The organism is Salinibacter sp. 10B (assembly GCF_002954405.1).
GTDB lineage: Bacteria > Bacteroidota > Rhodothermia > Rhodothermales > Salinibacteraceae > Salinibacter.
In genome coordinates, this window is sequence record NZ_MQWC01000004.1 from 1,117,831 (window position 1) to 1,138,204 (window position 20,374).

Annotated in this window: 15 protein-coding genes; 4 read left to right on the forward strand and 11 right to left on the reverse strand. The window is 62.0% G+C overall.

Annotated features, from left to right (window positions below; genetic code table 11):
- Positions 1 to 190: 190 nt before the first annotated feature.
- The 5 genes from BSZ35_RS04930 to BSZ35_RS04950 all read right to left on the reverse strand — a co-directional run bounded on the left by BSZ35_RS04930 (position 191) and on the right by BSZ35_RS04950 (position 6,893).
- Positions 191 to 1,066 carry an alpha/beta fold hydrolase gene (locus tag BSZ35_RS04930; protein WP_105011403.1) on the reverse strand — a complete coding sequence of 292 codons (876 nt, stop codon included), beginning with the start codon at positions 1,064 to 1,066 and terminating at the stop codon, positions 191 to 193.
- Between the two features lie 149 nt (positions 1,067 to 1,215).
- On the reverse strand, positions 1,216 to 1,761 hold the full coding sequence (locus tag BSZ35_RS04935) for a gamma carbonic anhydrase family protein (RefSeq protein ID WP_105011404.1): 546 nt from the start codon (positions 1,759 to 1,761) through the stop codon (positions 1,216 to 1,218).
- A 138-nt stretch (positions 1,762 to 1,899) separates the two neighbouring features.
- Positions 1,900 to 2,703, reverse strand: coding sequence for an enoyl-CoA hydratase-related protein (locus tag BSZ35_RS04940; RefSeq protein ID WP_105011405.1), 804 nt, complete (start codon positions 2,701 to 2,703; stop codon positions 1,900 to 1,902).
- 202 nt (positions 2,704 to 2,905) lie between these two features.
- Complete coding sequence (locus BSZ35_RS04945; protein WP_219846588.1) at positions 2,906 to 4,993, reverse strand: plastocyanin/azurin family copper-binding protein; 2,088 nt, start codon at positions 4,991 to 4,993, stop codon at positions 2,906 to 2,908.
- Positions 4,994 to 4,997: 4 nt separating this feature from the next.
- Positions 4,998 to 6,893: a family 16 glycoside hydrolase gene (locus tag BSZ35_RS04950; RefSeq protein ID WP_181149181.1), complete on the reverse strand. Its 1,896-nt coding sequence runs from the start codon at positions 6,891 to 6,893 to the stop codon at positions 4,998 to 5,000.
- A 260-nt stretch (positions 6,894 to 7,153) separates the two neighbouring features.
- Here BSZ35_RS04950 and BSZ35_RS04955 point away from each other — a divergent pair, with 260 nt between their 5' ends.
- Complete coding sequence (locus tag BSZ35_RS04955; protein ID WP_181149182.1) at positions 7,154 to 8,578, forward strand: Gfo/Idh/MocA family oxidoreductase; 1,425 nt, start codon at positions 7,154 to 7,156, stop codon at positions 8,576 to 8,578.
- Positions 8,579 to 8,652: 74 nt separating this feature from the next.
- Here BSZ35_RS04955 and BSZ35_RS04960 read toward each other — a convergent pair whose 3' ends face one another.
- Positions 8,653 to 9,411, reverse strand: coding sequence for a hypothetical protein (locus BSZ35_RS04960; RefSeq protein WP_105011409.1), 759 nt, complete (start codon positions 9,409 to 9,411; stop codon positions 8,653 to 8,655).
- 60 nt (positions 9,412 to 9,471) lie between these two features.
- Complete coding sequence (fbp, locus tag BSZ35_RS04965; protein ID WP_105011410.1) at positions 9,472 to 10,518, reverse strand: class 1 fructose-bisphosphatase; 1,047 nt, start codon at positions 10,516 to 10,518, stop codon at positions 9,472 to 9,474.
- Positions 10,519 to 10,744: 226 nt separating this feature from the next.
- Between fbp (BSZ35_RS04965) and glpK the strand changes: the two genes are divergently transcribed.
- Both glpK and BSZ35_RS04975 read left to right on the forward strand, forming a co-directional pair.
- Complete coding sequence (gene glpK, locus BSZ35_RS04970) at positions 10,745 to 12,280, forward strand: glycerol kinase GlpK (protein ID WP_105011411.1); 1,536 nt, start codon at positions 10,745 to 10,747, stop codon at positions 12,278 to 12,280.
- A gap of 184 nt (positions 12,281 to 12,464) precedes the next feature.
- Positions 12,465 to 14,057, forward strand: coding sequence for a glycerol-3-phosphate dehydrogenase/oxidase (locus BSZ35_RS04975; protein ID WP_105011412.1), 1,593 nt, complete (start codon positions 12,465 to 12,467; stop codon positions 14,055 to 14,057).
- A 323-nt stretch (positions 14,058 to 14,380) separates the two neighbouring features.
- Here the strand turns inward: BSZ35_RS04975 and BSZ35_RS04980 are convergent, their stop codons facing one another.
- The 4 genes from BSZ35_RS04980 to BSZ35_RS04995 form a co-directional block, all read right to left on the reverse strand.
- Entirely contained in the window at positions 14,381 to 15,442 is a 1,062-nt protein-coding gene (locus tag BSZ35_RS04980) for a hypothetical protein (protein ID WP_105011413.1), read from the reverse strand.
- A 72-nt stretch (positions 15,443 to 15,514) separates the two neighbouring features.
- Complete coding sequence (gene fbp, locus BSZ35_RS04985) at positions 15,515 to 16,585, reverse strand: class 1 fructose-bisphosphatase (protein ID WP_105011414.1); 1,071 nt, start codon at positions 16,583 to 16,585, stop codon at positions 15,515 to 15,517.
- A 124-nt stretch (positions 16,586 to 16,709) separates the two neighbouring features.
- On the reverse strand, positions 16,710 to 17,390 hold the full coding sequence (locus tag BSZ35_RS04990) for a TIGR04282 family arsenosugar biosynthesis glycosyltransferase (protein WP_105011415.1): 681 nt from the start codon (positions 17,388 to 17,390) through the stop codon (positions 16,710 to 16,712).
- 48 nt (positions 17,391 to 17,438) lie between these two features.
- A complete protein-coding gene (locus BSZ35_RS04995; RefSeq protein WP_105011416.1) occupies positions 17,439 to 18,605 on the reverse strand; it encodes a cysteine desulfurase family protein in 1,167 nt (388 codons plus the stop codon).
- Positions 18,606 to 19,040: 435 nt separating this feature from the next.
- Here BSZ35_RS04995 and murA point away from each other — a divergent pair, with 435 nt between their 5' ends.
- On the forward strand, positions 19,041 to 20,354 hold the full coding sequence (gene murA / locus BSZ35_RS05000; protein WP_105011417.1) for a UDP-N-acetylglucosamine 1-carboxyvinyltransferase: 1,314 nt from the start codon (positions 19,041 to 19,043) through the stop codon (positions 20,352 to 20,354).
- The last annotated feature ends 20 nt before the right edge of the window (positions 20,355 to 20,374 follow it).

Sequence of the window (20,374 nt, forward strand, 5' to 3'; positions counted from 1 at the left end):
CTAAGTGCCCAACACAGCTTCAAAGGCCGTGCGACCTCAGCCGACAGTTTCTCTCGTACACTCGTCTTCCTGCGTTGTTTAGAACGGGTGGTGCTAGTGGAATGGCTTGCGGTCCCTCCCCACTCGGGAGAATTTCCCCATCGTCGGACCGGGGGACACCGTTCATTCCCGCGAAGGCAAAACCTCAACGTTACTCCCCACGCGGCCCTTCCTCCGTCACCGCCTGTGACGCAGCAGCAGTTTGGACCACCGTCCCCACAAGCGCACGGTATGCTGCCTGCACCGTCTCCGTCTCCGCGAGTCCGTTATGGGCTCCGTCGTCGACCACCACCAGTTCCTTATCCTTCGAGCCTGCCTCGCGATGAAGGCGCCGCGCCATCGCCGGATCGGTGACGTTGTCCTCCGCTCCCGCCACCACCAGCAACGGCACCTCCAACGCCCGCACCTGCTCAACATTGCTCTCCGCCCGCAGTGCCGGATCTACATCGACCCCTAAGAAGAGACGCACGTACCACGGGATGAGGTGCCCGACCCAGTCGTCTACGGTAGTCGCTGGATTTTCGAGCACAACGCCCCCGACGTCCCGCTCCGTCGCCACATGAGCGGCAAGAAAACTCCCCAGCGAATGTCCCCACACGAGCAGTCGCTTCGGATTGACGCCGCGAACCTCCACGAGATGGTCGTACACGGCAATCGCATCCTCGCGGAAGGCTGTTACACTCGGCTCTCCCTCACTCCGTCCGTATCCCCGGTAGTCCCACAGCAAAGCATTGACCGACGGGCGGGTAAGAGCTCTCAGATAACTGCGCGACTGTACGAGGTAGAACCCGTTCCCCCCAAAAAAGAGAACCGTGGCCTGAGCGTCAGCCTGCGTGAGGTGCCACGCGTTCACGTTCACGCTGTCGGCGACGGGAACCGTCGTGTCCGACAGACGAATCCCCTCCAGATCAAATGTGTGAGGCGTCACAGACGGCTTGGGAAAGAACACATCCTGCTCCCCAATCGAGATGGCCGAGCAGGCCGTGAGAACGAGGCTACCGCAGAGAAGAAGGAGAACAAGACGCATCAGAGGATCGGGGCAACGCCAAAGGATTGTTGGGATTCGACGGCCAACCGACCACGGTGTTGATCGTCCGGTGCAACTCGTCTGTAATTCTACGTCGGAGGGAAAAAGATCTACCGGTCAAAACAGAAGCGGCCCTGGGCTGCGCCCCCTCATCTCGGATCATACCACGGATTTTCGGCGGGCGTCTCCCGCCCGGCATGGACGGCACTATACTGCAGATAGTTCTCGGCGCCGTCCTGAATGCCTTCGACCTCCTCGTCGGTGAGCTCTCGTACGACCGTCGCCGGCTGCCCAAGCACAAGCGAGCGGGGGGGAACCTCTGTGTTTTTGGTCACAAGGGCCTGCGCCCCTACAATGCTGTGTTCCCCGATCGTAGCGTGATCGAGCACGGTGGCGCCCATACCAATCAGCACCTCGTCCTCAATCGTGCAGCCGTGGATGATGGCGCCATGCCCAATCGTCACGCGAGCGCCGATGTCCGTCGGCGCCGTGCCGTGCGTGACGTGGACGACCGTGTTGTCCTGCACGTTGGTCTCGGGACCGACGCGAATCCAGTTCACGTCCCCGCGAAGCGTGCAGTGGTGCCAGATACTTGCCCCCTCCCCGAGCGTGACGTCGCCAATCACGACGGCAGTGTCGGCAATGTAATTGCTGTCGTCGTACTGCGGGTGCTGGTCCAGAAACGATCGGATCATAGCAATGCGGATGGATGCCCAAGAATGTGCTCAATCCCGATGACGTGAGGACAAGGAGCCTCTGATCGCTCGATGGGGACCGTGGTCGCCCATCCGTAAGGACCCGGCAACTGGCCCCCTCTCGTCCGAGCGGCCGCATCATGCCTCCGCCCCCTCCTCGTCCCGCTTCCATGGGGGATGCTCGTCATTCAAGAAGGCGTCGATGCCCGCCTGGCAGTCCTCCGTGCTGCGCGCAAACGCATTCATCTGCACGGCGTAGTCGAGTCCTTCTTCTAGACCCATCCCTGGCAGCTGTGCCATCATCCGCTTCGTCATGGCTACCGCCGATCCACTGGTCTCTGTTGCCAACTCGCGCGCCAGGTCGTGAACCTCGTCGCCGAGCCGCGATGCCGACACGGCCCGGCTGACGAGCCCCACTTCCGACGCCTGTGCCGCCGTCACGAGCCGCCCGCGCAGCAGCAGGTCACGCGCCGCCGCTTCTCCCAGCTTGCGCTGAACGAACACCATCACGATGGCCGGCACGAACCCGATCCGCACCTCGCTGAAGCCGAGCTTTGCATCGTCTGAGACGAACGAGAAGTCACACACCGCCGCAAGTCCACACCCGCCCCCGATGGCGTGCCCGTTCACCTGTGCGATGATGGGCTTGGGGTGGACGTAGATCTGCCGAAAGAGCTCCGCGAGGTGCCGGGAGTCCCGCTCGTTTTCCCGTGGACTTGCCGACCGTAGTTCTTTCAGGGATGCCAGGTCGGCGCCGGCCGAGAACGAGGAGCCGTTGCCCGTAAGCACCACAACGCGCACCCCCTCTGCGTCCGCCGCGTCGGAGAGCGCTGCTTTGAGCTCGGTCACGAGCGCGGCGTTGAGCGCATTGCGCTTCTCGGGCCGGTCGAGTCGGATCGTCCGAACCTGGGCATCGGTCGTGACTTCGAGGAGATCAGACATGAACGAGGAGAATGGAGAAAGGATGCGTGCGGTATGAACGTAACCAATCGGCACGGACATTCTCCAGCCCTCTGGCCGCACGAGCAGGGCAATCACATATGGGAGTGCTGATGGGGAAGACGGACGATCATTCTCCGATTCTGCCCAAAACGAGCAGGAGACCGAGGGAAAGGGCCTGTCGGGTTCACCTCCCGTCTGTCTGCTATTCCCCTACATGGAGCACTCCCTGCATCGTGCGCCAGTGTCCCGGAAACGTACAGACGTACGGATACTCGCCCGCCGTCTCCGGCGCCGTGAAGTAGATGGCCTCCTCGGTCTCTGGCTGCAACAGACTTGTGTGAAACAGCACGCGGTCACTCCGAGGCACGTACCCGCGTTCTTGTCCGTCCAGCCCCATGTTCATAGCGGCCTTCGCCACGGGCTCGACGGCTCCCGACTGCACGATGAGAAGGTTGTGCATAAGATCGTCGGTATTCCGAAAGACCAACTTCACCCGTTCGCCGGCCTTCACCTGAAGCTCGGACTTATTGAATTGCAGGCCCGGCTTCGTGCTAATTGTGAGTGTCCGGTCGGCGCCCCCCGTCCAATGGTCCGGCCGGGTGGTCTGGTGCTTGGACATCGCGTCGCTCGGGTCCCCTTCCGCCGAAGAGCGCGCCTCCGACGATGTATCCTCTTTCGTTGGGGCCTCCGTGTCCCCCGCTACCGTCGGCGTCCTCGGCGATGGAGTCCCGGTGCTGAGGGGCGTCCCCTCCGGGATGTGATTGAGCGTGTAGTAGCCCTTCGTATGGAGCAAGGGCACGCCGGACGCCGATGTTAGATTCTGGAGTTGAATCTCATGAATGTAGCCGGGCCGCAGGCTGTCGACCGCGAGTCGCACGGAGCGTCCGTCCTCCGCCACCTGCACGCGCGCGACCGAAGCCCTCCGGCGATTGATGACCTCACTGCCATAATCGGAGTGGTAGTGGTAGGTAAATCCGCTGATCTCGTAGTTGGACGGGTCAGCCGCTGTCTCCCGGTCTACGGGACGCGTAAACGTGATCTCGAACCCGTCCGTCCGCGCCTCAACCGTCTTCATCTCGAACGGCACCCGTCCCGTCCACACCAGCCGGTCGATGCCGTACGGCTCAGACCCGGTCGAGGGCCAGCCTCGGTTCGTCATGCCCGCGAAAAGCGACCCGTCGCGTCCCCAGGAGAGCTGAAGAACCCCAGAATGGAATCCGGACCGAAATGGAAAGACGACTCCCTGATAGTTCCCTTTCACCTGTTCCAGAAAGACGCGCATCACTTTGCTCTGCCCCTGATCCCCGACGAAAAGATGATTGCTGAACGGCCCGAACGCACCGCCGGTGGTATCGACCAGAATGTCCGAGGTGGAAATGCCCATGATGCCCTGCGGGAACCAAACGGCTGGAAGCTTAAGCCCAGGCACTTGTTCCGCCACCTCGTGCATCGGGGCCCCGGAATCCGGAATCTCCTCCGGTGCAAGGTCCACCGGAGACATCGGACGGTCGGCCCACTTCAGGCTGGAGGGATGACCGACAAAGTCGCCCTTCTCAACGTGCGTGATGCGGCCCGTGCCGACCCAGTCCCCCTGATTTTCCGAGTAGAAGAGATCTCCGTCGGCATTTCTGCCAAACCCTGCCGGTGAACGCATGCCCGCCGCCAGGGGCGTCACCTCCCCATCAGGGCTCACGCGAAGGCCCCACCCGCTCCACGGCTTCAGGCTACTTCCTCGGCCAATCCACGCCAGATTGAGGGTCACGAACAAGTCGCCATTCGGCAACACCTCCGGGCCGTAGGAATACTCGTGGTAGTTTCCGGCCAGAGCCCAGGTTGTGATGTTCTCGTAGCGATCGGCCCGTTCATCCCCATCCGTGTCAACCATGCGGGTAAGCTCTCCGCGCTGGTTGGCAATGAGGGCGCCGTCCGTGTAGGCAAGTCCAAGAGGCTCGTGGAGTCCCTGCGCAAAGCGATGGTACTCAGGCGCATCGCCACCCGCCATCGTCGGATTCTCAATCATCCACACGTCCCCGCGACGCGTGGCTACGGCCAGTCGACCATCCGGCAGCTGTGCCATGCCCCCTACTTCCAGCCTCACGCCCTCCGGGACGGGGAGCGACTGGAGCCGATAGTAGTCGGACTCCGCAACCTCACCGGCCGCCCCCCCTCCCTCTTGTGCCTGAACGGGCCCCAATCCCGCGAGCATAACCAGCACAAGAACGGCAGAGCCGAAGCGGCACCTCCCCCACTCCGAAACAGCGGCGATGACAGCAGACGACAGAACGTGCATGCGGTTACCAGATGATTTCATAACGAAGGCGACCAGACGCGTCATCGGTAGTCAGGGGCACGAGTAGTTCGCGTTTGCCCTCTCGACGTCGCAGAAATGCTGCTTCCCCCCCGGTTTTCAGCTCCAGATACAACTCTCGATCCCCCCCCACGAACCGATTCGGCCCGGCCCGATGGAGGGCCTCTGCCCGTAACAACCGGATGTAGATCTTCTCGGACGACGGTGTGCCCGACCACATCAGGGTGCGTTCGACGCCCTGCCCCGTTCCCTTCCCCCGGAGCTGATCGGTCACGTTCAAATTTCCAAACCGGTGCCGGAATGTGGGCCGCCCTTGTGCGTCGAGACGATACCCCTGGTATTCGTGATCGACCCGCTGCTGCATCGAATCCGGCCATGGGGCCGAACGATCCGACAGTATAGCGAGCGGGGGAGCATCCGACAATACAGGGCCGCTCCCCCGCGGAACGGCCCGCTGCGCATGCCCTCGTCCCTCCCACATCGGATTGGCCCGCAGGAACGGCCCCCTCCAGACCTGAAGCAGACTCCCCTGCACGAGATCATAGGCATAATGTCCTCCCGCCGGACTCCCCACCGAGAGGACGTGCGTTTTCTTTTCTCCCTCGTGTCGGAAAAAGCTGCGGAGTAGGGTGGGCCGCGTGGTTGGCGCCACATGAATCGGATCCTGCACCTCTGCGGGCACCCGATCGGTGGTCAGCGAACGACGGCGGAGATTCGGGCCTTCGACAAACAGGCCAACCTGCGAATTGGAAGTGTATTCCCGATTCTTGAAGTACACCAGTCGGAACGAGTGCGCCCCCTCCTCCAGATCAACCGTTCCCGTCTCACTGCGACTGGACCCAGCGTGGGCCAACACACGCTCGCCGTCGATGCGCAGGCGTCCCCCTCCACTCCGCTCGTGGCCCGACGACGCGTCTGTACGGATCCAGTCAAGCCGAAGATCAAATCCATAGGTCCCGGATCGGGGAACCGTCAGTGTGCCCTCAAACTCCGCGGCAAAATCATCCTCTTCCCCGACCACTTCCTGACTGATGCGGTCGGTCGCCCTCTCTTCGACGAGCGAGTCGGGATCCAGGGCCCCAAGTCCCCGCGCCAGGCTTGCATCGTAGCGCCGGTACGTCAGGCCGGACAGGAAAATCTCGCCGGGCCGATAGCGTTTGTACCGGATGTTTTTGATTGCGACCGGTCCCTGGTCGCCCACAATCATAAGGGGGCCGGTCCGAGCCTCGGCCTCAAATCGAGCGTCCCGGGTCGGTCCTCTAAGCGAAATATTGCGATGAATCACGACCCCGTTGAGCGCTACCTTGTTGAACTGGGCGGGCGCCACTTTTTCCCCGTCCTCGTTAAAGCGCGGGGCCTGGAAGTCGATCGTGAGGTGCTGCCACAACCCCGGGGCCTTTGCCACGTTCGCGCGCGGCGGATGCCCTCCCACGCCCCGTTCTCCTTCTGGTCGCCGTGAACGCCATGGCTGCGAAATGGCGCCCATGTCGCTGTCGGTTGGCTCCTGCACGCCCCAGCTGTCGACCAACTGAATCTCGTAGCGGCCCTGGAGGAAAATGCCGGCCCTCGCCCCTCGCGACATCATCACATCCATCTCGATCTCTAAATCCTGGTGCGTCCATCTCGTCAGAAGGGGCTCGGCGGCCGTTTTCGCAGAGGCGTTCACCAGAACTCCGCTCCCACGGGTTGACTCCAGATGACGCTCCCGGGTTGGGTCGGCCCAGGCGGAGTCGGCCACCGACCAGTTCTCAGGGGCGGAGCGAAAGCTCTGTAGATCCTCCAGCGGAAGAGCAGTAGGGGGCAGGCCCTGGAACTGTGCCTGTACAGCCCCTCCCATTCCGAGACAAAACACTCCCAGTACACACAGAAAATGACGAAGCATACGCACAGAGGCCGGTTCACGACGCAATGGCAGGCGTCGCAGACCGGGCAGCATCTTGGACGAATGAAAGCAGGATCAACGTAGGACGAGGGGCGCCACAAGTCAAGCTCGTTTTCTTATCGTCTTCCCCCTTCTCAGAAGGCTTTCGTTTTTAAGGATTAAAAGCGACGCGGGCTTGCCTTTGTCGCCTTCTAAGCGATATGCTTTGTGAGGAGACCGAATGTACCCCGTCTTTCTCCTCCAATCTGCTTTGCGTTGCAATGGCTTCCTCCCGCCGCTCCTTCCTCAAAACCCTCGCTACGGCCGGAACCGCCGCTGCGGCCGCGCCTCTTGTGGTCCCCCGCCATGTGCTTGGGGGGCCGGGCTACCAAGCCCCCAGCGACACGGTGAACGTGGCCGGGATCGGCGTAGGCGGCATGGGCAAGTACAACCTGGATCACCTGAAGAGCCAAAATATCGTCGCCCTCGCGGACGCCGACCACGACTATGCCTCAGAGGTCTTTGAGACATTCTCGGACGCGGATACGTTTTATGACTACCGCCGCATGTTCGACGAGATGGGCGACCAGATCGACGCGGTGGTCATTGCCACCCCGGATCACACGCACGCCAAAATCGCCATCGACGCCATGCGGCGGGGCAAGCACGTATACGTGCAGAAGCCGCTCACCTGGTCGGTCGCTGAAGCGCAAGCAGTAGAGCAGGTGGCTCGGGAAACGGGCGTCGTGACGCAGATGGGAAACCAGGGCCATTCCGGCGATGCTGGACGGCGCATCAACGAGTACATTCGGAGTGGGCGCATTGGGGACGTTGAACAGGTACACGTGTGGACGGACCGCCCGGTCGGATGGTGGCCCCAAGGCGTAGACCTGCCCAAGACAGTCCAACGCCCGCCCGACAAGTTGAAGTGGGACCTCTTCCTCGGCCCGGCCCCCAACGAGCCGTACCACGAGGCCTTCCATCCCTTCCGTTGGCGCGGCTGGGTGCAGTACGGCACTGGTGCCGTGGGTGACATGGCGGCCCATCTCCTCGATCATCCGTGGTGGGCGCTGGAGCTTGGCTACCCAACGACCGTCGAAACGACTGCAGCAAACTTCAACGGCGTCAGTTGGCCAGACGCGGCGCGCGTATACTACGACTTTCCAGCGACGGAGGACCGTCCGGGGGTCGAACTCACCTGGTCGACCGGTGGACTCAAGCCGGAGCGCCCGGAAGGCTGGCCGGAGGATGAGACGATGGGCACCTCCTCGGGCGGTGTGCTCTACGAAGGCACCGAAGGCACGCTCGTGCACGGCAAATGGGGCAACCAGCCACGCTTCGTCCCCGAATCCCTCGGCAAAGAGGATCCGCCCCAAATGTTCGACCGCATTGAGAACGGCGCCGACGGCCACGAGATGAACTGGATCCGTGCTATTCGGGGCGAGACGGAGCCGGTTTCCGACTTTGAGTATGCCGCACCGCTTACGGAGGTTATGCTCCTCGGCCTCGTCTCGCTCCGCGCGGGTCAGCGAAAGATCCAGTACGATCCCGAAAGTGTGAGCATCACGAACCTGCCGGACGCCGACCAATACCTCCGACGCCAGAATCCTCGGGCCCCGTGGGCTCTGGACGACGAGATTGCCAGCCGACAACCGGCTTCTAAACAGGGATCCGCCCCCGCTTCCCGGTCTGTCAGTCAACCATGAGTGGGCCGCCTTTTCCGCTACCGGATGGGCGTGAGGCGTTTGGTAGCGTCGATCCTCCCTCTCTCCCCCTCGCCTCAGGAGCCTGCCAAATAAAACCGATAAATCGGCCAGGCGTCCAATACCAGATCGAGGGCCCGGTCTACCAGTTCGGGACCGAGCGCCAGCGTTTCCTCCCGTGAGATGTAGTGCCGGGCATAGATCCCGTCCGCTCCGTCGATCGACTCTGGCACGGCATCGAGGGGCTCCGTGTATACGACTTTCTCTTCATTCTGCCCGGAGCCGCGATGCGTGTAAAAGCGCCAGCCGTCGGCTGCCAGCAGCGGGTTTACGAGGTCGAGATACGTGGCTGGAGCGTCGCGAATTCGCGCCTTCGCCTGCGTCAAGAGTTCAGTGGCGTACGCGCCGACGTAAACGCCCACAGCAAACCCATCCGGCGAGACCCGGTGCGTGATCTGCACATCTTCCAGCCGCTTCGTCTCGGGCCGATAGAACGACATCCAGAGGTGGTCGTGACAACCGCCCGCACCGAAATCATTCTTGAGAAGGCGGCTGAACACGTTGCGCTCGGTCTCCAGATCGAGCCGGTTGGGCAATACCCAGTTCACCACAAGATCGTCTCGGTAGCGCCGGAAGGGATTCTTGAGGTGATCCGTGACACCGGGCTTTTCCTTCTTGTACTGGTCAATGTGGGGCTCAGCCCGGAGCCGATCGAGCATGTCGAAGACCTCGGATGTCCATCCCTCGAACGAGTGCTCCAGAGTCTCTGGACGATGCATGTCCTCTACCGAAATCGCCACCGGATCGACTGCCGTAGGGCCTGCGTCGTCAAGCATGGGGGACGCGCAATTCGTGAGAATCTACTCTTCGCCCGTACGACACAGCGGAGGCGACGTTCAGGTGTGCGTCTGTTCCCCGCGTAGGAACCGCTCGGCGGCCTCCACGAGCGGCCGGCTTCCAATGAATAGAGGCGTGCGCTGGTGAAGCGACGTGGGCTCAATGTCAAGAATGCGCTGGTGCCCATCTGTGGCGCGCCCTCCGGCCTGCTCTACGAGAAAAGCCATCGGATTCGCCTCGTACATGAGCCGCAACTTACCATCCGGATGGTCCGCAGTGGACGGGTACATGTAGATCCCGCCCCCCAACAGGTTGCGGTGAAAGTCCGATACGAATGAACCGATATATCGCGCCCGGATTCGCCGCCCCGTGTCCGGATCCTTGCGTTTGACCCACCGCAGAAAGGCCCGAAGCTCTGGAGCAAAGTCGCCCACGTCTGCCTCGTTCACCGAGTACATCGTTCCCCGGTCCGGAATACGAAGATCCGGATGGGAGAGAAGAAACTCCCCGATCGAGGGATCAAGTGTAAAGCCGTTGACTCCATTCCCAGTCGTAAACACGAGAATGGTGGAGGAACCGTAGGCTACGTAGCCTGCCGCTACCTGCTCGGCCCCCCGCTGAAGCGAAACGTCGACAATATTGTCCGGCGCCCACTCGTCCGGCAGCAGATACACACTGAAAATGGTTCCCACGGAGGCATTCACGTCGGTATTCGAGGACCCGTCAAGCGGATCGAAGAAAACAGCGTAGCGCTCGGGCGTCTCACGGTCTGAATCCATCGTGATCGTGTCGGACGCCTCCTCAGAGCCAATGAGGCAGCACTGCCCCCCTCGCTGGAGAGCACGCACGAGCTCTCGATGGGCAATCTGGTCGAGCTTCTTTTGCTTCTCATCCTGCACATTTACCGTGCCGGTTTCTCCCAGCACGTCTAAAATGCCGGCCCGACGGATGTTACGGCTGATAATTTTGGCGGCTACGCTGAGATCGCGGAGAAGCCGCGAAAACGCCCCCGTAGAATGGGGAAATGCCTTCTGACGGTCAATGATAAACTGCTCGAGCGTCAAGAAGGATGCGTGCTCATTCGTTTGGTTTGACTGCTGATCCATGGACGGTTGAGCCCTGATCGAGGAAAACGTCGAAGCCGTCGACGCCACGCTCCCTCAGTCCCCAAAATCTCTCTGTTCGGGGAACCGAACGGGGTCGAATTGTCTTCGACGGATGTGAAGAAATCACGGAAGCGCTCCTCCGAACGAGACGGCACGAGTTCCGTCTTCGCTCTTTCTAAAAGCGCTTCCACTTCTCTTCGGTTCCCGCTCCACAGTCTTTCCCCCCATGTCTTACATTCTTGCTCTGGACCAAGGCACCACGAGTTCTCGGGCCATCCTGTTTGACGAGGACGGCACCGTACAGTCGGTGGCTCAGAAGGAGTTCGAGCAAATCTATCCCGAGCCGGGCTGGGTCGAGCACAACCCCAACGAGATCTGGTCGACGCAGATGGGCACTGCCTCGGAGGTGCTGAGCCGGGCCGGCGTGAAAGCGTCGAACGTAGCGGCCATCGGGATCACAAACCAGCGCGAGACGACGATCGTCTGGGACCGCAACACGGGCGAGCCCATCCACAACGCCATCGTGTGGCAGGACCGCCGCACCTCCGGTCTCTGTGATCGGCTCCGCGATAACGGATATGCCGACCTCTTCCAGAAGAACACCGGCCTTATCCTCGACGCCTACTTCTCGGGCACGAAGGTGAAATGGCTCCTCGATAACGTGGACGGAGCGCGTTCGCGTGCAGAGAACGGAGACCTCGCATTCGGCACCGTCGATAGCTGGCTGGTCTGGAAGATGACGAACGGCCAGAAACACATCACGGACGCCACCAATGCCTCCCGCACCCTCCTCTACAACATCCACGCGGGCGAATGGGATGAGGAGCTGCTCAATCTTCTGGACGTGCCTCGATCCATGCTGCCGACCGTGAAGGATAGCAGTACGGTCTACGGCGAAACCCAGGTTGATGCCTTCGGTTCGGCGATTCCCATTGCCGGCATCGCCGGCGACCAACAGGCCGCCCTCTTCGGCCAGATGTGCACAAGCCCGGGGCTCGGCAAAAATACCTACGGCACCGGCGCCTTCATGCTACAAAACACCGGCACGGAGGCGGTCCAGTCCGAAAATGACCTCATCACCACGATCGCGTACCAGATTGACGGCACGACGCACTACGCCCTGGAAGGCTCCATCTTTATCGCCGGAGCGGTAGTGCAGTGGCTTCGGGACGAGCTGAAAATCATCCGGGAGGCATCGGAGGTGGAAAAACTGGCCCGATCGGTCGACGACAACGGCGGCGCCTACCTTGTTCCGGCCTTCGTGGGGCTGGGGGCGCCGCACTGGGACCAGTACGCCCGCGGCATCCTCGCCGGCATCACACGGGGCGTCACGCAGGGCCACGTTGCCCGGGCCGCCATCGAGAGCATGGCGTACCAGGTGGCAGATGTGATTGACGCGATGGAGGCCGACTCTGGCATTGAGACGCGCGAGCTGCGCGCTGACGGAGGAGCGGCCGCCAACAACCTGCTGCTTCAGTTTCAGTCCGACATTCTGGGCGTTCCGGTCATTCGCCCCGAAACGCTCGAAACCACCGCCCTCGGTGCGGCCTACCTCGCGGGACTGGCGGTCGATTTCTGGGACAGCCAGGACGAGATTCGCGACCAGTGGCAGCTCGACCGCACGTTTACGCCGGAGATGGACGCCAATCGCGTCGCCGAATTGCGCGCGGGCTGGGCCAAAGCCCTTGAGCGTGCCAAGGCCTGGGAGGAGCCCGACGAGCAACCGGTCTCCGAGACGGAGGAACCCACTGCGGCCTCGTGAGCCTCCTCCCGAACGCAGTCTCAATTCTCAACAGGGGGACGGAGTCCCCGACGAGAGTACAGAAGCGCAAAGGGGGACGGTCATACGATCGATCCTCGCTCGTGGACAACCACCGTCCCGTCGTGTTGTCCTCTGTGCCTGCTTCCTCTAGACGTACTTCTTTTTTTCCTCTTTCGTGCACAACATGAAACGACAACGTCAAATCGACGCGCTCGACCGCCGCACCGAGTCCTGGGACTTCATCATCATTGGCGGAGGAGCCACTGGTCTCGGCACCGCGGTTGAGGCCGCGGCCCGCGGCTACGATCCCCTCCTCCTCGAGATGCACGACTTTGCCAAAGCCACGTCCAGTCGCTCTACAAAACTGGTGCACGGCGGCGTGCGGTACCTGGAGCAGGGCAACGTCTCTCTCGTCCTCGAAGCCCTCAAGGAACGGGGCCTCCTCCAGAAGAATGCGCCCCACCTGGTGCACAACCTGCCCTTCGTCGTGCCCAACTACGACTGGTGGGAGGGGCCCTACTACGGCATCGGCCTCAAGCTCTACGACGTGCTGGCCGGACGCCAAAACTTCGGAAGGTCCAAAAACCTGAGTCGCGAAAAGACGCTGGAGCACCTGCCGACGATTGAACCGGACGGACTGCGTGGCGGAGTCATCTACTACGACGGTCAGTTCGACGACGCACGCCTCGCCATCAACATGGCGCAGACGGCTGTTGAACAAGGAGGCGTCGCGATCAACTACATGAAGGTGACGGACCTCACGAAGTCCCAGGGTGTGGTGGACGGCGTGCGTGCGACGTGCCAAAAAACGGGAACAGAGTACAAAATCGACGGCCGCGCGGTAATCAATGCCACCGGGATCTTCACGGATACCATCCGGGAGATGGACGATCCGGACGCGCCCTCCACGCTCCGTCCCAGCCAAGGCGTCCACATTGTGCTCGACCGGTCGTTCCTCCCCGGCGACAGCGCCATCATGGTGCCAAAAACGGACGATGGGCGGATTCTCTTTGCCATCCCCTGGCACGACCGCGTCGTTGTGGGTACCACCGACACGCCGGTCGACGAGGTCTCGCTCGAACCGACGCCCACGAAGGACGAACTGGACTTCTTGCTTGAACATGCCCAGCGCTACCTCATCAACGATCCCGGGCCGGAGGACGTGCTAAGCACGTTTGCGGGCATCCGTCCCCTCGTGGCTCCGCCCAGCAGCAGTGGCGGCGAAACCTCCGAGATCTCCCGCGAGCACGAGCTGCACATCTCCAATAGCGGCCTCGTCACCATCTCCGGCGGCAAGTGGACCACCTACCGCAAGATGGCACAGGACACGATTGATCAGGCGGCCACCCTTGCCGACCTGGACGAGCGTCCCTCGGTCACCCGAGACCTTCACATCCACGGCTGGCACGAGCACGCCGAAGAGTTTGGCGACCTGTCGATGTACGGCTCGGACGCGATCGAAATCGAAGAGCTCATGTCCGACCATCCATCCCTCAAGGCTCCGCTCGACGATCGGCTGCCCATTCGCGGCGCCCAAGTGGTGTGGGCTGCCCGACACGAGATGGCCCAGACGGTCGAGGACGTGCTCTCGCGCCGGACGCGCTCGCTGCTCCTCGACGCCCAGGCCTCAATCGACGTGGCCCCGCAGGTGGCGGAGCTGATGGCAGAGGAAATGGGACACGACCAGAACTGGGTAGAGCAGCAGGTCGAAGACTACCTTGACGTGGCGAAAGGCTACCTCATGGATCCATCTACCGTCTCCTCGCCGGTCCGTTGACCCGACCCCGCCCCCCCTTCACACGGCCGCTCAGGCCTCGTATACCCACTACGCAGGACCATTATGTACTGCCCGAGTGGCTCCCTACCTGACTGAGTTGTCTTCTTCTATCAAGGCAGCCCCCGCATTGGGAGGCGCGGAATAAGCCGGAAGCAAAAGACGGAGAGTCGTCGTGCGCACACACCTGATCGATGCACAATCATCTCCAGGAAGCGGTATGACGACCCGTCGTCGTCCTGAAGAGACGAAGGCGCGTGAAACCTCCTCGGGCTCTCTCCCAACAGTGCGACGGCTGCTCGAATCGGAGAGCCAAGGCCCAGGGGTTACGGCACCGGCACCCACACCGTCGTGCCGAACACGCCTGCGAAATAGAGCAGGGCAATGAGGAACGTCCCCAGCACGATGGCGGTGGCCGGCGGATCCCAATGCGTATCGCCATGCGCGTAGAAGACACGCTGGAAGACCTCTCCGAACAGGGCGCAAAGCACGCCGAAGAGACCGCCGACGATCAATCCCATTTCGTTGGACAGGCCGGAAAGCAGAGCCGTCTCGACCTCCGGTCCACTTGCCACCACCGCGAGCGCCGCCGTGCTGGCCGGCAGCGTGATGTGGTGCGTCACCGGAATCTTCTCGACCCCGAGATTCAAAAAGAGGAGGCTGGCGGCACTAATGCCGAACGCGAGAAATGGACTTCCCGTCTCGATCGCCGTATAGGCCCCCAGAAGACCGGCGACGAGCCCCAGAAAGGCCACGCTCCCCCACCTGTACTGATGCGGAAGCCAGGGCTCGACCACAAACCGACGCGACTCGCCTCCCTCCCGCTTCTCCTCTCGTTCGAAGGGCGACATATCGAACAGCCCCGTCCCTCCGACCGTCCCGATCACGGAAAAGCCGAGCACCAGCCGGTGAAAGAGCGCCGAGAGGACCACGCCCATGGCGATCGGGTCCCAGGGCAGTCCCAAGCCGCCGGACACCTGTCGAATGAGTGCCCCGAGAATGCCAAAGAGCCCACCCACCACGAGCACGTCAATCTTCGTGCCGTGGGCATAGGTGATGTCCTTTGCCATGTGAAAGGGATGGCCGGTATCCATGTATCCCTGCTTGGCCGCGTAGGCCGCCGCCGCAGCGCCTCCGGCAAAGGAGATGTGGGGGCCAAAAACCGGCCCAAACGCCACCGCTCCGGTGATGGCAACGCTGGCATCAGCAGCCGCCATGCCGGTACCGGACGCCAGCACTTTCCCGATCAAATTGGCCGCCTCCCCGGCAATGACCATGAATCCAGTAAACACAAATGCCGGCAACGCTCCAACGGCGGCCCCGAAGGCGCCCCCCGCAAAGGCCGCAAGAAGTAGAGAAAACCACTGTACGTCCAAAAGTGCGTCCATGAAGGTTCGCCGTTGGTATCGGAAAAAAACGTCCGGGGTCGGCTCTCCGTGTTGGACTGCGTTCCGGTCTGCCTACGCCGCAGAGTGCTCTTCCGCAAGGAATGCCTCCGCCCGACGAACCATCTGCTCGGTCCCGATCAAGAGGGGCGTTCGCTGATGAAGTGTGTCCGGGGATTTCTCCAGAATGCGCTCGTGCCCGTCCGAGGCTCGCCCTCCGGCCTGTTCAGCAATGAATGCCATCGGATTGGCCTCGTACATGAGCCGCAGCTTGCCATTCGGATTGCCCTGGGTAGCGGGATACATGTAGATCCCTCCCTTCAACAGATTGCGGTGGAAATCCGACACGAACGACCCGATATATCGGTTCTTTGCCGGTCGGTCCGTCTCCGGATCGTACTCTTGCAGCCAGTCCAGATAGCTGCGCAGTCCATCCTCAAAGGAGTGGTAGTAGCCAACATTGATCGAGAAGATACGTGCTCGATCGGGCGTCGTCAACTGCGGATGTGAAAGCAGAAACTCCCCAATGGTTGGATCGAGCGTAAATCCGTTCACCCCATCTCCGGTCGTGTACACGAGCATCGTGGACGACCCATACACGACGTAGCCCGCGGCCACCTGCTCTGTGCCGGGCTGCAGGGCAGCGTCGAGGTCGGGTTCAGTCTGGTCGTAGCCGTCGGGAAGCCGATAGATGCTGAAGATGGTGCCGACGGACACACACACGTCGATGTTGGACGACCCATCCAGCGGATCCAGCAGCACAATGTATTGTCCCTCCTCCTGGTTCGAGCTGAGCGGAATGGCCTCGGCGTGCTCTTCGGACCCGATGAGGCAGCACTCTCCCCCCCGCCGAAGGGCACGCACAAACTCCTGATGAGCAAGCGCATCCATCTTTTGCTGAACTTCTCCCTGCACGTTCACCGTCCCGGTATTTCCGGCAACGCCAATTAATCCCGCCTGTCGCATGTCCCGGTTGATCATCTTGGCCGCCAGCCCAATGTCGCGGAGCACGCGCGAAAAGGCCCCGGTCGAATGCGGGAATCGATCCTGCTGCTCAATGATGAACTGCTCAAGGGTTTTGAAATTATCCCGTTCTGGGCCCGGAGAAGACGAGGAGGGGGACGAGGATATATCGGCCGGACTCATGGATGACCGTCGTTCGTTGTTGGTGTAGCTGAAAGGATTCTGTAATATAAAAATTTTGGAACCGCTTCCAAAACCAAGGATGGACCTTGTCAAAAAATTTGCCGACCGGATCGCCGGGCCGCGGCTAGTCGTCAAGCGAAAGCTGGGTCCGAAGGGAGAGCTCCCGAACGGCCGTGCGGGTCCGAGGCACCTGTACGTCCGCATCGTCGAGATCGTCGAGCAGGCGACGCAGGGCGGACGGCGTGTCCACATCATACCACTCCGGAAGAATGAGCACCTGCGCCTCCGTGGCCTCCGCACGGGCCCGCGTATCGGCAAACACCTCGTCGTGGCTGTAGGTCATGCGCTCGAAGAGGTGGGGGTAAAAGTCATTCATGCCCAGAAGATAAAAGCCTCCATCCTCACTTGGGCCGATGGTGATCGTCCCCGGTGTCTTCAAAACATTGAGCGCCCGTTGAATGAACGAAGGAGGCAGTGTTGGATGGTCGGTCCCCACAATCACCGCTCGCTCGTATCCTGCCCTAAAGACCTCGTGGAACGCGTGCTGCATCCGAGGGCCGAGGCCATCGCCCTGCTGCTCGTGGACGGACACCTGCGTCGGCATGCCCTCGATCCCTCTGTCTGGAAGGGGGGGAGCGAGATAGAGCCGCACGTCAACTGCCAGCTCCGAATAGAGGGCCAGGGCATCTCGCAGAAAGGCATCGTAGAGGTGCGCTGCCGCCTCCGGCGACAGAACAGGGGTAAGACGGGTTTTGACGTCCCCCGGCCGAGGCACTTTCGCGAAGACAAGAAGAACCGGAGACATGCACCAAAGGAATCAAGAGAAAAGAAACGAGCCAGGACCGGACGCTGGTCAACCCGTCATCCGATCAAGGGTGGTGTGCAACACATCGAGTGCATACTCGACGTCGTCTTCCGTCGTGTCGGCCCCCATGGAGAAGCGTACAGCGGCGGAGGCCGTTTCGCGCTCCAGCCCGAGTGCGGTGAGCACATGACTCGGCTCCAGTGCCCCGCTCGTACAGGCCGATCCCGCCGAGACCAGAACGCCCTCCATATCGAGATTCAGAATCAACATTTCCCCGTCCAGAGGCTCTTCAGTTGGCGGAAAGGCGACGTTAACGACATGGGGCGCAACGGGCGCCTCGCCGATCGGCGTATTCAGCACGTAGTCGCACGGGACCGCATCGGCGAGGCCGTCCACGAGGTGCCGCTGGAGCTGCGACAGTCGCTCCGCTCGTTCCTCCGCCCCGTCCATTGCCCGTTCTAGTGCTGCCGCAAGCCCCACGACTCCCGGCACATTCTCGGTTCCCCCGCGGCGCTCCCGCTCCTGCGATCCGCCCTCTACCAGTGGCCCGAGATCTACGCGCCCTCGAACAAAGAGCGCACCTATGCCCTTCGGTCCATAGAACTTGTGTGCGGAAAGGGACAGCAAGTCCACGCCCAAATCATCGACATCAACCGGCAAGAGCCCCACCGTCTGCACCGCGTCGCAGTGAAGAAGCACATCGTTCGCCCGACAGACCTCCGCGATGGCCGGAATGTCGGTGCACACCCCGATCTCGTTGTTGGCGTGCATGAGCGAAACGAGCGCCGTATGCTCGTCGATCGCCGCGTCTACCTGCTGGGGAGAAATGGCGCCGTGGGCTCCAGGGGATAGAATGGAGACCGGATGCCCCTGCTCTCGGAGTCGCTCGGCCGGGCGGAGCACGGCCTCGTGCTCAGCCGCTGAGGTGACGAGTCCAGCCGGAGCGCCATCGTCCGAAGCGGCTGCAATCACGCCCTTGAGTGCCAGGTTGTCTGCTTCCGTTCCTCCACTCGTAAACACGATCTCACTCGACTCCGCTCCCAAACAGTCCGCCACTCGCTCCCGAGCATCCTCCAGCGTGACCCGCGCCTGCCGGCCATACTGGTGCACGGACGAGGCGTTGCCGTAATGCTCCGTAAGATGCGGCTTCATAGCCTCCAGCACCGCCGGGGCCAGTGGCGTTGTCGCAGCATGATCGAGATAGACGCGTTCCATAACCATTCGCGGACGTAGACCGAAAGTGACATCGAGACCCGGCCACGAAGGACCGCTCGTTGGGCCCTCCGCGTCGTCGACCGTCTGTTCTCACCAGTGGTCAGTCAAGCTGAGGGGGGGTCAAGTGCTGAATCGAACACGCTGTGTTGACTACGGCATTCAGCAGCCTGGGGACAGTCCACACGCCAGTGTTCAATCCAACATGGAAACCCGGACGTACCACTCATTGCAAGAGGAACCATGAGCAGTATTCCCACGGGACGTCGGTTGTACGTTGCTCCCCTCCACCTGATTCCTCCATTTTGTCTCAACAGCCCCCCACTCCGAAAGCATGAGACGAACAATGCCCCCGATTGCGCATTCACGTCGCGTCCGAATCCGACGGTCTGATATCGGGTTCTTCTTTGCCCTCCTTCATCCGTTCCCCCCACGCTCATGGATAAGCTCGTCGTACACGGTGGCTCGCCGCTCGAAGGTCCCCTCACGGTCGGGGGATCCAAAAATACCGCCCTTCCCCTCATGGCGGCGGCCCTCCTGGCCGACGGCTCCACCCGCATCACCAACGTCCCCAACCTGCGGGACGTGCGGACCTTTTCGAACGTGATTCGGGTTGCCGGTCCGGCGGTCACCTTCGATGCCGATGCAAACACCCTCACCATCGATGCGTCGACGGTGAATCATCCCGTCGCGCCGTACGAGCTCGTCAAAAAGATGCGGGCCTCGTTCTACATGCTCGGCGCCCTCATCGGGCGCTGCGGGGAGGCAAAGGTGTCGCTCCCCGGCGGTTGCGCGTGGGGCCCACGCCCGGTAGACCTCCACATTGAGGGCATGAAAGCCTTTGGGGCGGACATTGAGCTGGAAGAAGGGTACGTCCTTGCCTCCGCTCCCGGGGGGCGTCTGGACGGGGGGACGTTTCGACTCGACCCTTCCAGCGTCGGGGCAACAATCAACCTCCTGCTCGGGGCAGTGACGGCACAGGGCCCTTCCCGCATCGAGAATGCGGCACAGGAACCGGACGTGGTGGCCTTCGGCGAGGCCCTGAAGGAGATGGGCGCCCAGATCGATGGACTCGGCACGAACACCATCGAGATTCAGGGCGTCGATGCCCTGACACCGGCCTCCTTCCGCAATACGCCTGACCGTATCGAGCTCGGTACGTTCATGCTGATGGCGGCGACGGCCGGAGCGCCGGGCCAGCCCGTCGAGGTGCGACGAGGCACGCATGAGCATTTGGGGGACGACTTCAAAGAGCGATTCGCCGAGACGGGAGTAGATGTGGACTACGCGGACGAGGTCGTGACCGTTACGCGCCCGGAAACGCTCCAGCCCGTCTCAATCGAAACGGCCCCTTACCCCGGCTTTCCCACCGATCTGCAGGCGCAGTGGACCGTGCTTCTCGGTCTGGCGGACGGAACGGCCACCGTAACGGACACCATCTACGACGATCGCTTCAAGCACGTCCCGGAGCTCCAGCGGCTCGGGATGGAGATTTCCGTTGAAGGCAACACGGCAACCGTCCACGGCGGAGCGCCCATTAAGGGGGCGCAGGTGATGAGTACCGACCTCCGCGCCAGTGTCTCGCTCGTTATGGCGGGTATGGTGGCGGAGGGCACCACCCACGTGCTCCGCGTCTACCACCTGGATCGAGGCTACGAGCACCTCGAGCATAAGCTCCAGGACGCAGGCATCAACATTCACCGTGAGGAATACGAGGAGTTTGACGAGCCGGCCGCCGAGCCCGTCTCGTAATCCGGCCCGACAGTCCCCCC

Coding starts and splice junctions, on each gene's coding strand:
- BSZ35_RS04930 (WP_105011403.1), bottom strand. CDS start 1,066: ATGCGTCTTGTTCTCCTTCTTCTCTGCGGTAGCCTCGTTCTCACGGCC.
- BSZ35_RS04935 (WP_105011404.1), bottom strand. CDS start 1,761: ATGATCCGATCGTTTCTGGACCAGCACCCGCAGTACGACGACAGCAAT.
- BSZ35_RS04940 (WP_105011405.1), bottom strand. CDS start 2,703: ATGTCTGATCTCCTCGAAGTCACGACCGATGCCCAGGTTCGGACGATC.
- BSZ35_RS04945 (WP_219846588.1), bottom strand. CDS start 4,993: ATGCACGTTCTGTCGTCTGCTGTCATCGCCGCTGTTTCGGAGTGGGGG.
- BSZ35_RS04950 (WP_181149181.1), bottom strand. CDS start 6,893: ATGCTTCGTCATTTTCTGTGTGTACTGGGAGTGTTTTGTCTCGGAATG.
- BSZ35_RS04955 (WP_181149182.1), top strand. CDS start 7,154: ATGGCTTCCTCCCGCCGCTCCTTCCTCAAAACCCTCGCTACGGCCGGA.
- BSZ35_RS04960 (WP_105011409.1), bottom strand. CDS start 9,411: ATGCTTGACGACGCAGGCCCTACGGCAGTCGATCCGGTGGCGATTTCG.
- fbp (WP_105011410.1), bottom strand. CDS start 10,518: ATGGATCAGCAGTCAAACCAAACGAATGAGCACGCATCCTTCTTGACG.
- glpK (WP_105011411.1), top strand. CDS start 10,745: ATGTCTTACATTCTTGCTCTGGACCAAGGCACCACGAGTTCTCGGGCC.
- BSZ35_RS04975 (WP_105011412.1), top strand. CDS start 12,465: ATGAAACGACAACGTCAAATCGACGCGCTCGACCGCCGCACCGAGTCC.
- BSZ35_RS04980 (WP_105011413.1), bottom strand. CDS start 15,442: ATGGACGCACTTTTGGACGTACAGTGGTTTTCTCTACTTCTTGCGGCC.
- fbp (WP_105011414.1), bottom strand. CDS start 16,585: ATGAGTCCGGCCGATATATCCTCGTCCCCCTCCTCGTCTTCTCCGGGC.
- BSZ35_RS04990 (WP_105011415.1), bottom strand. CDS start 17,390: ATGTCTCCGGTTCTTCTTGTCTTCGCGAAAGTGCCTCGGCCGGGGGAC.
- BSZ35_RS04995 (WP_105011416.1), bottom strand. CDS start 18,605: ATGGAACGCGTCTATCTCGATCATGCTGCGACAACGCCACTGGCCCCG.
- murA (WP_105011417.1), top strand. CDS start 19,041: ATGGATAAGCTCGTCGTACACGGTGGCTCGCCGCTCGAAGGTCCCCTC.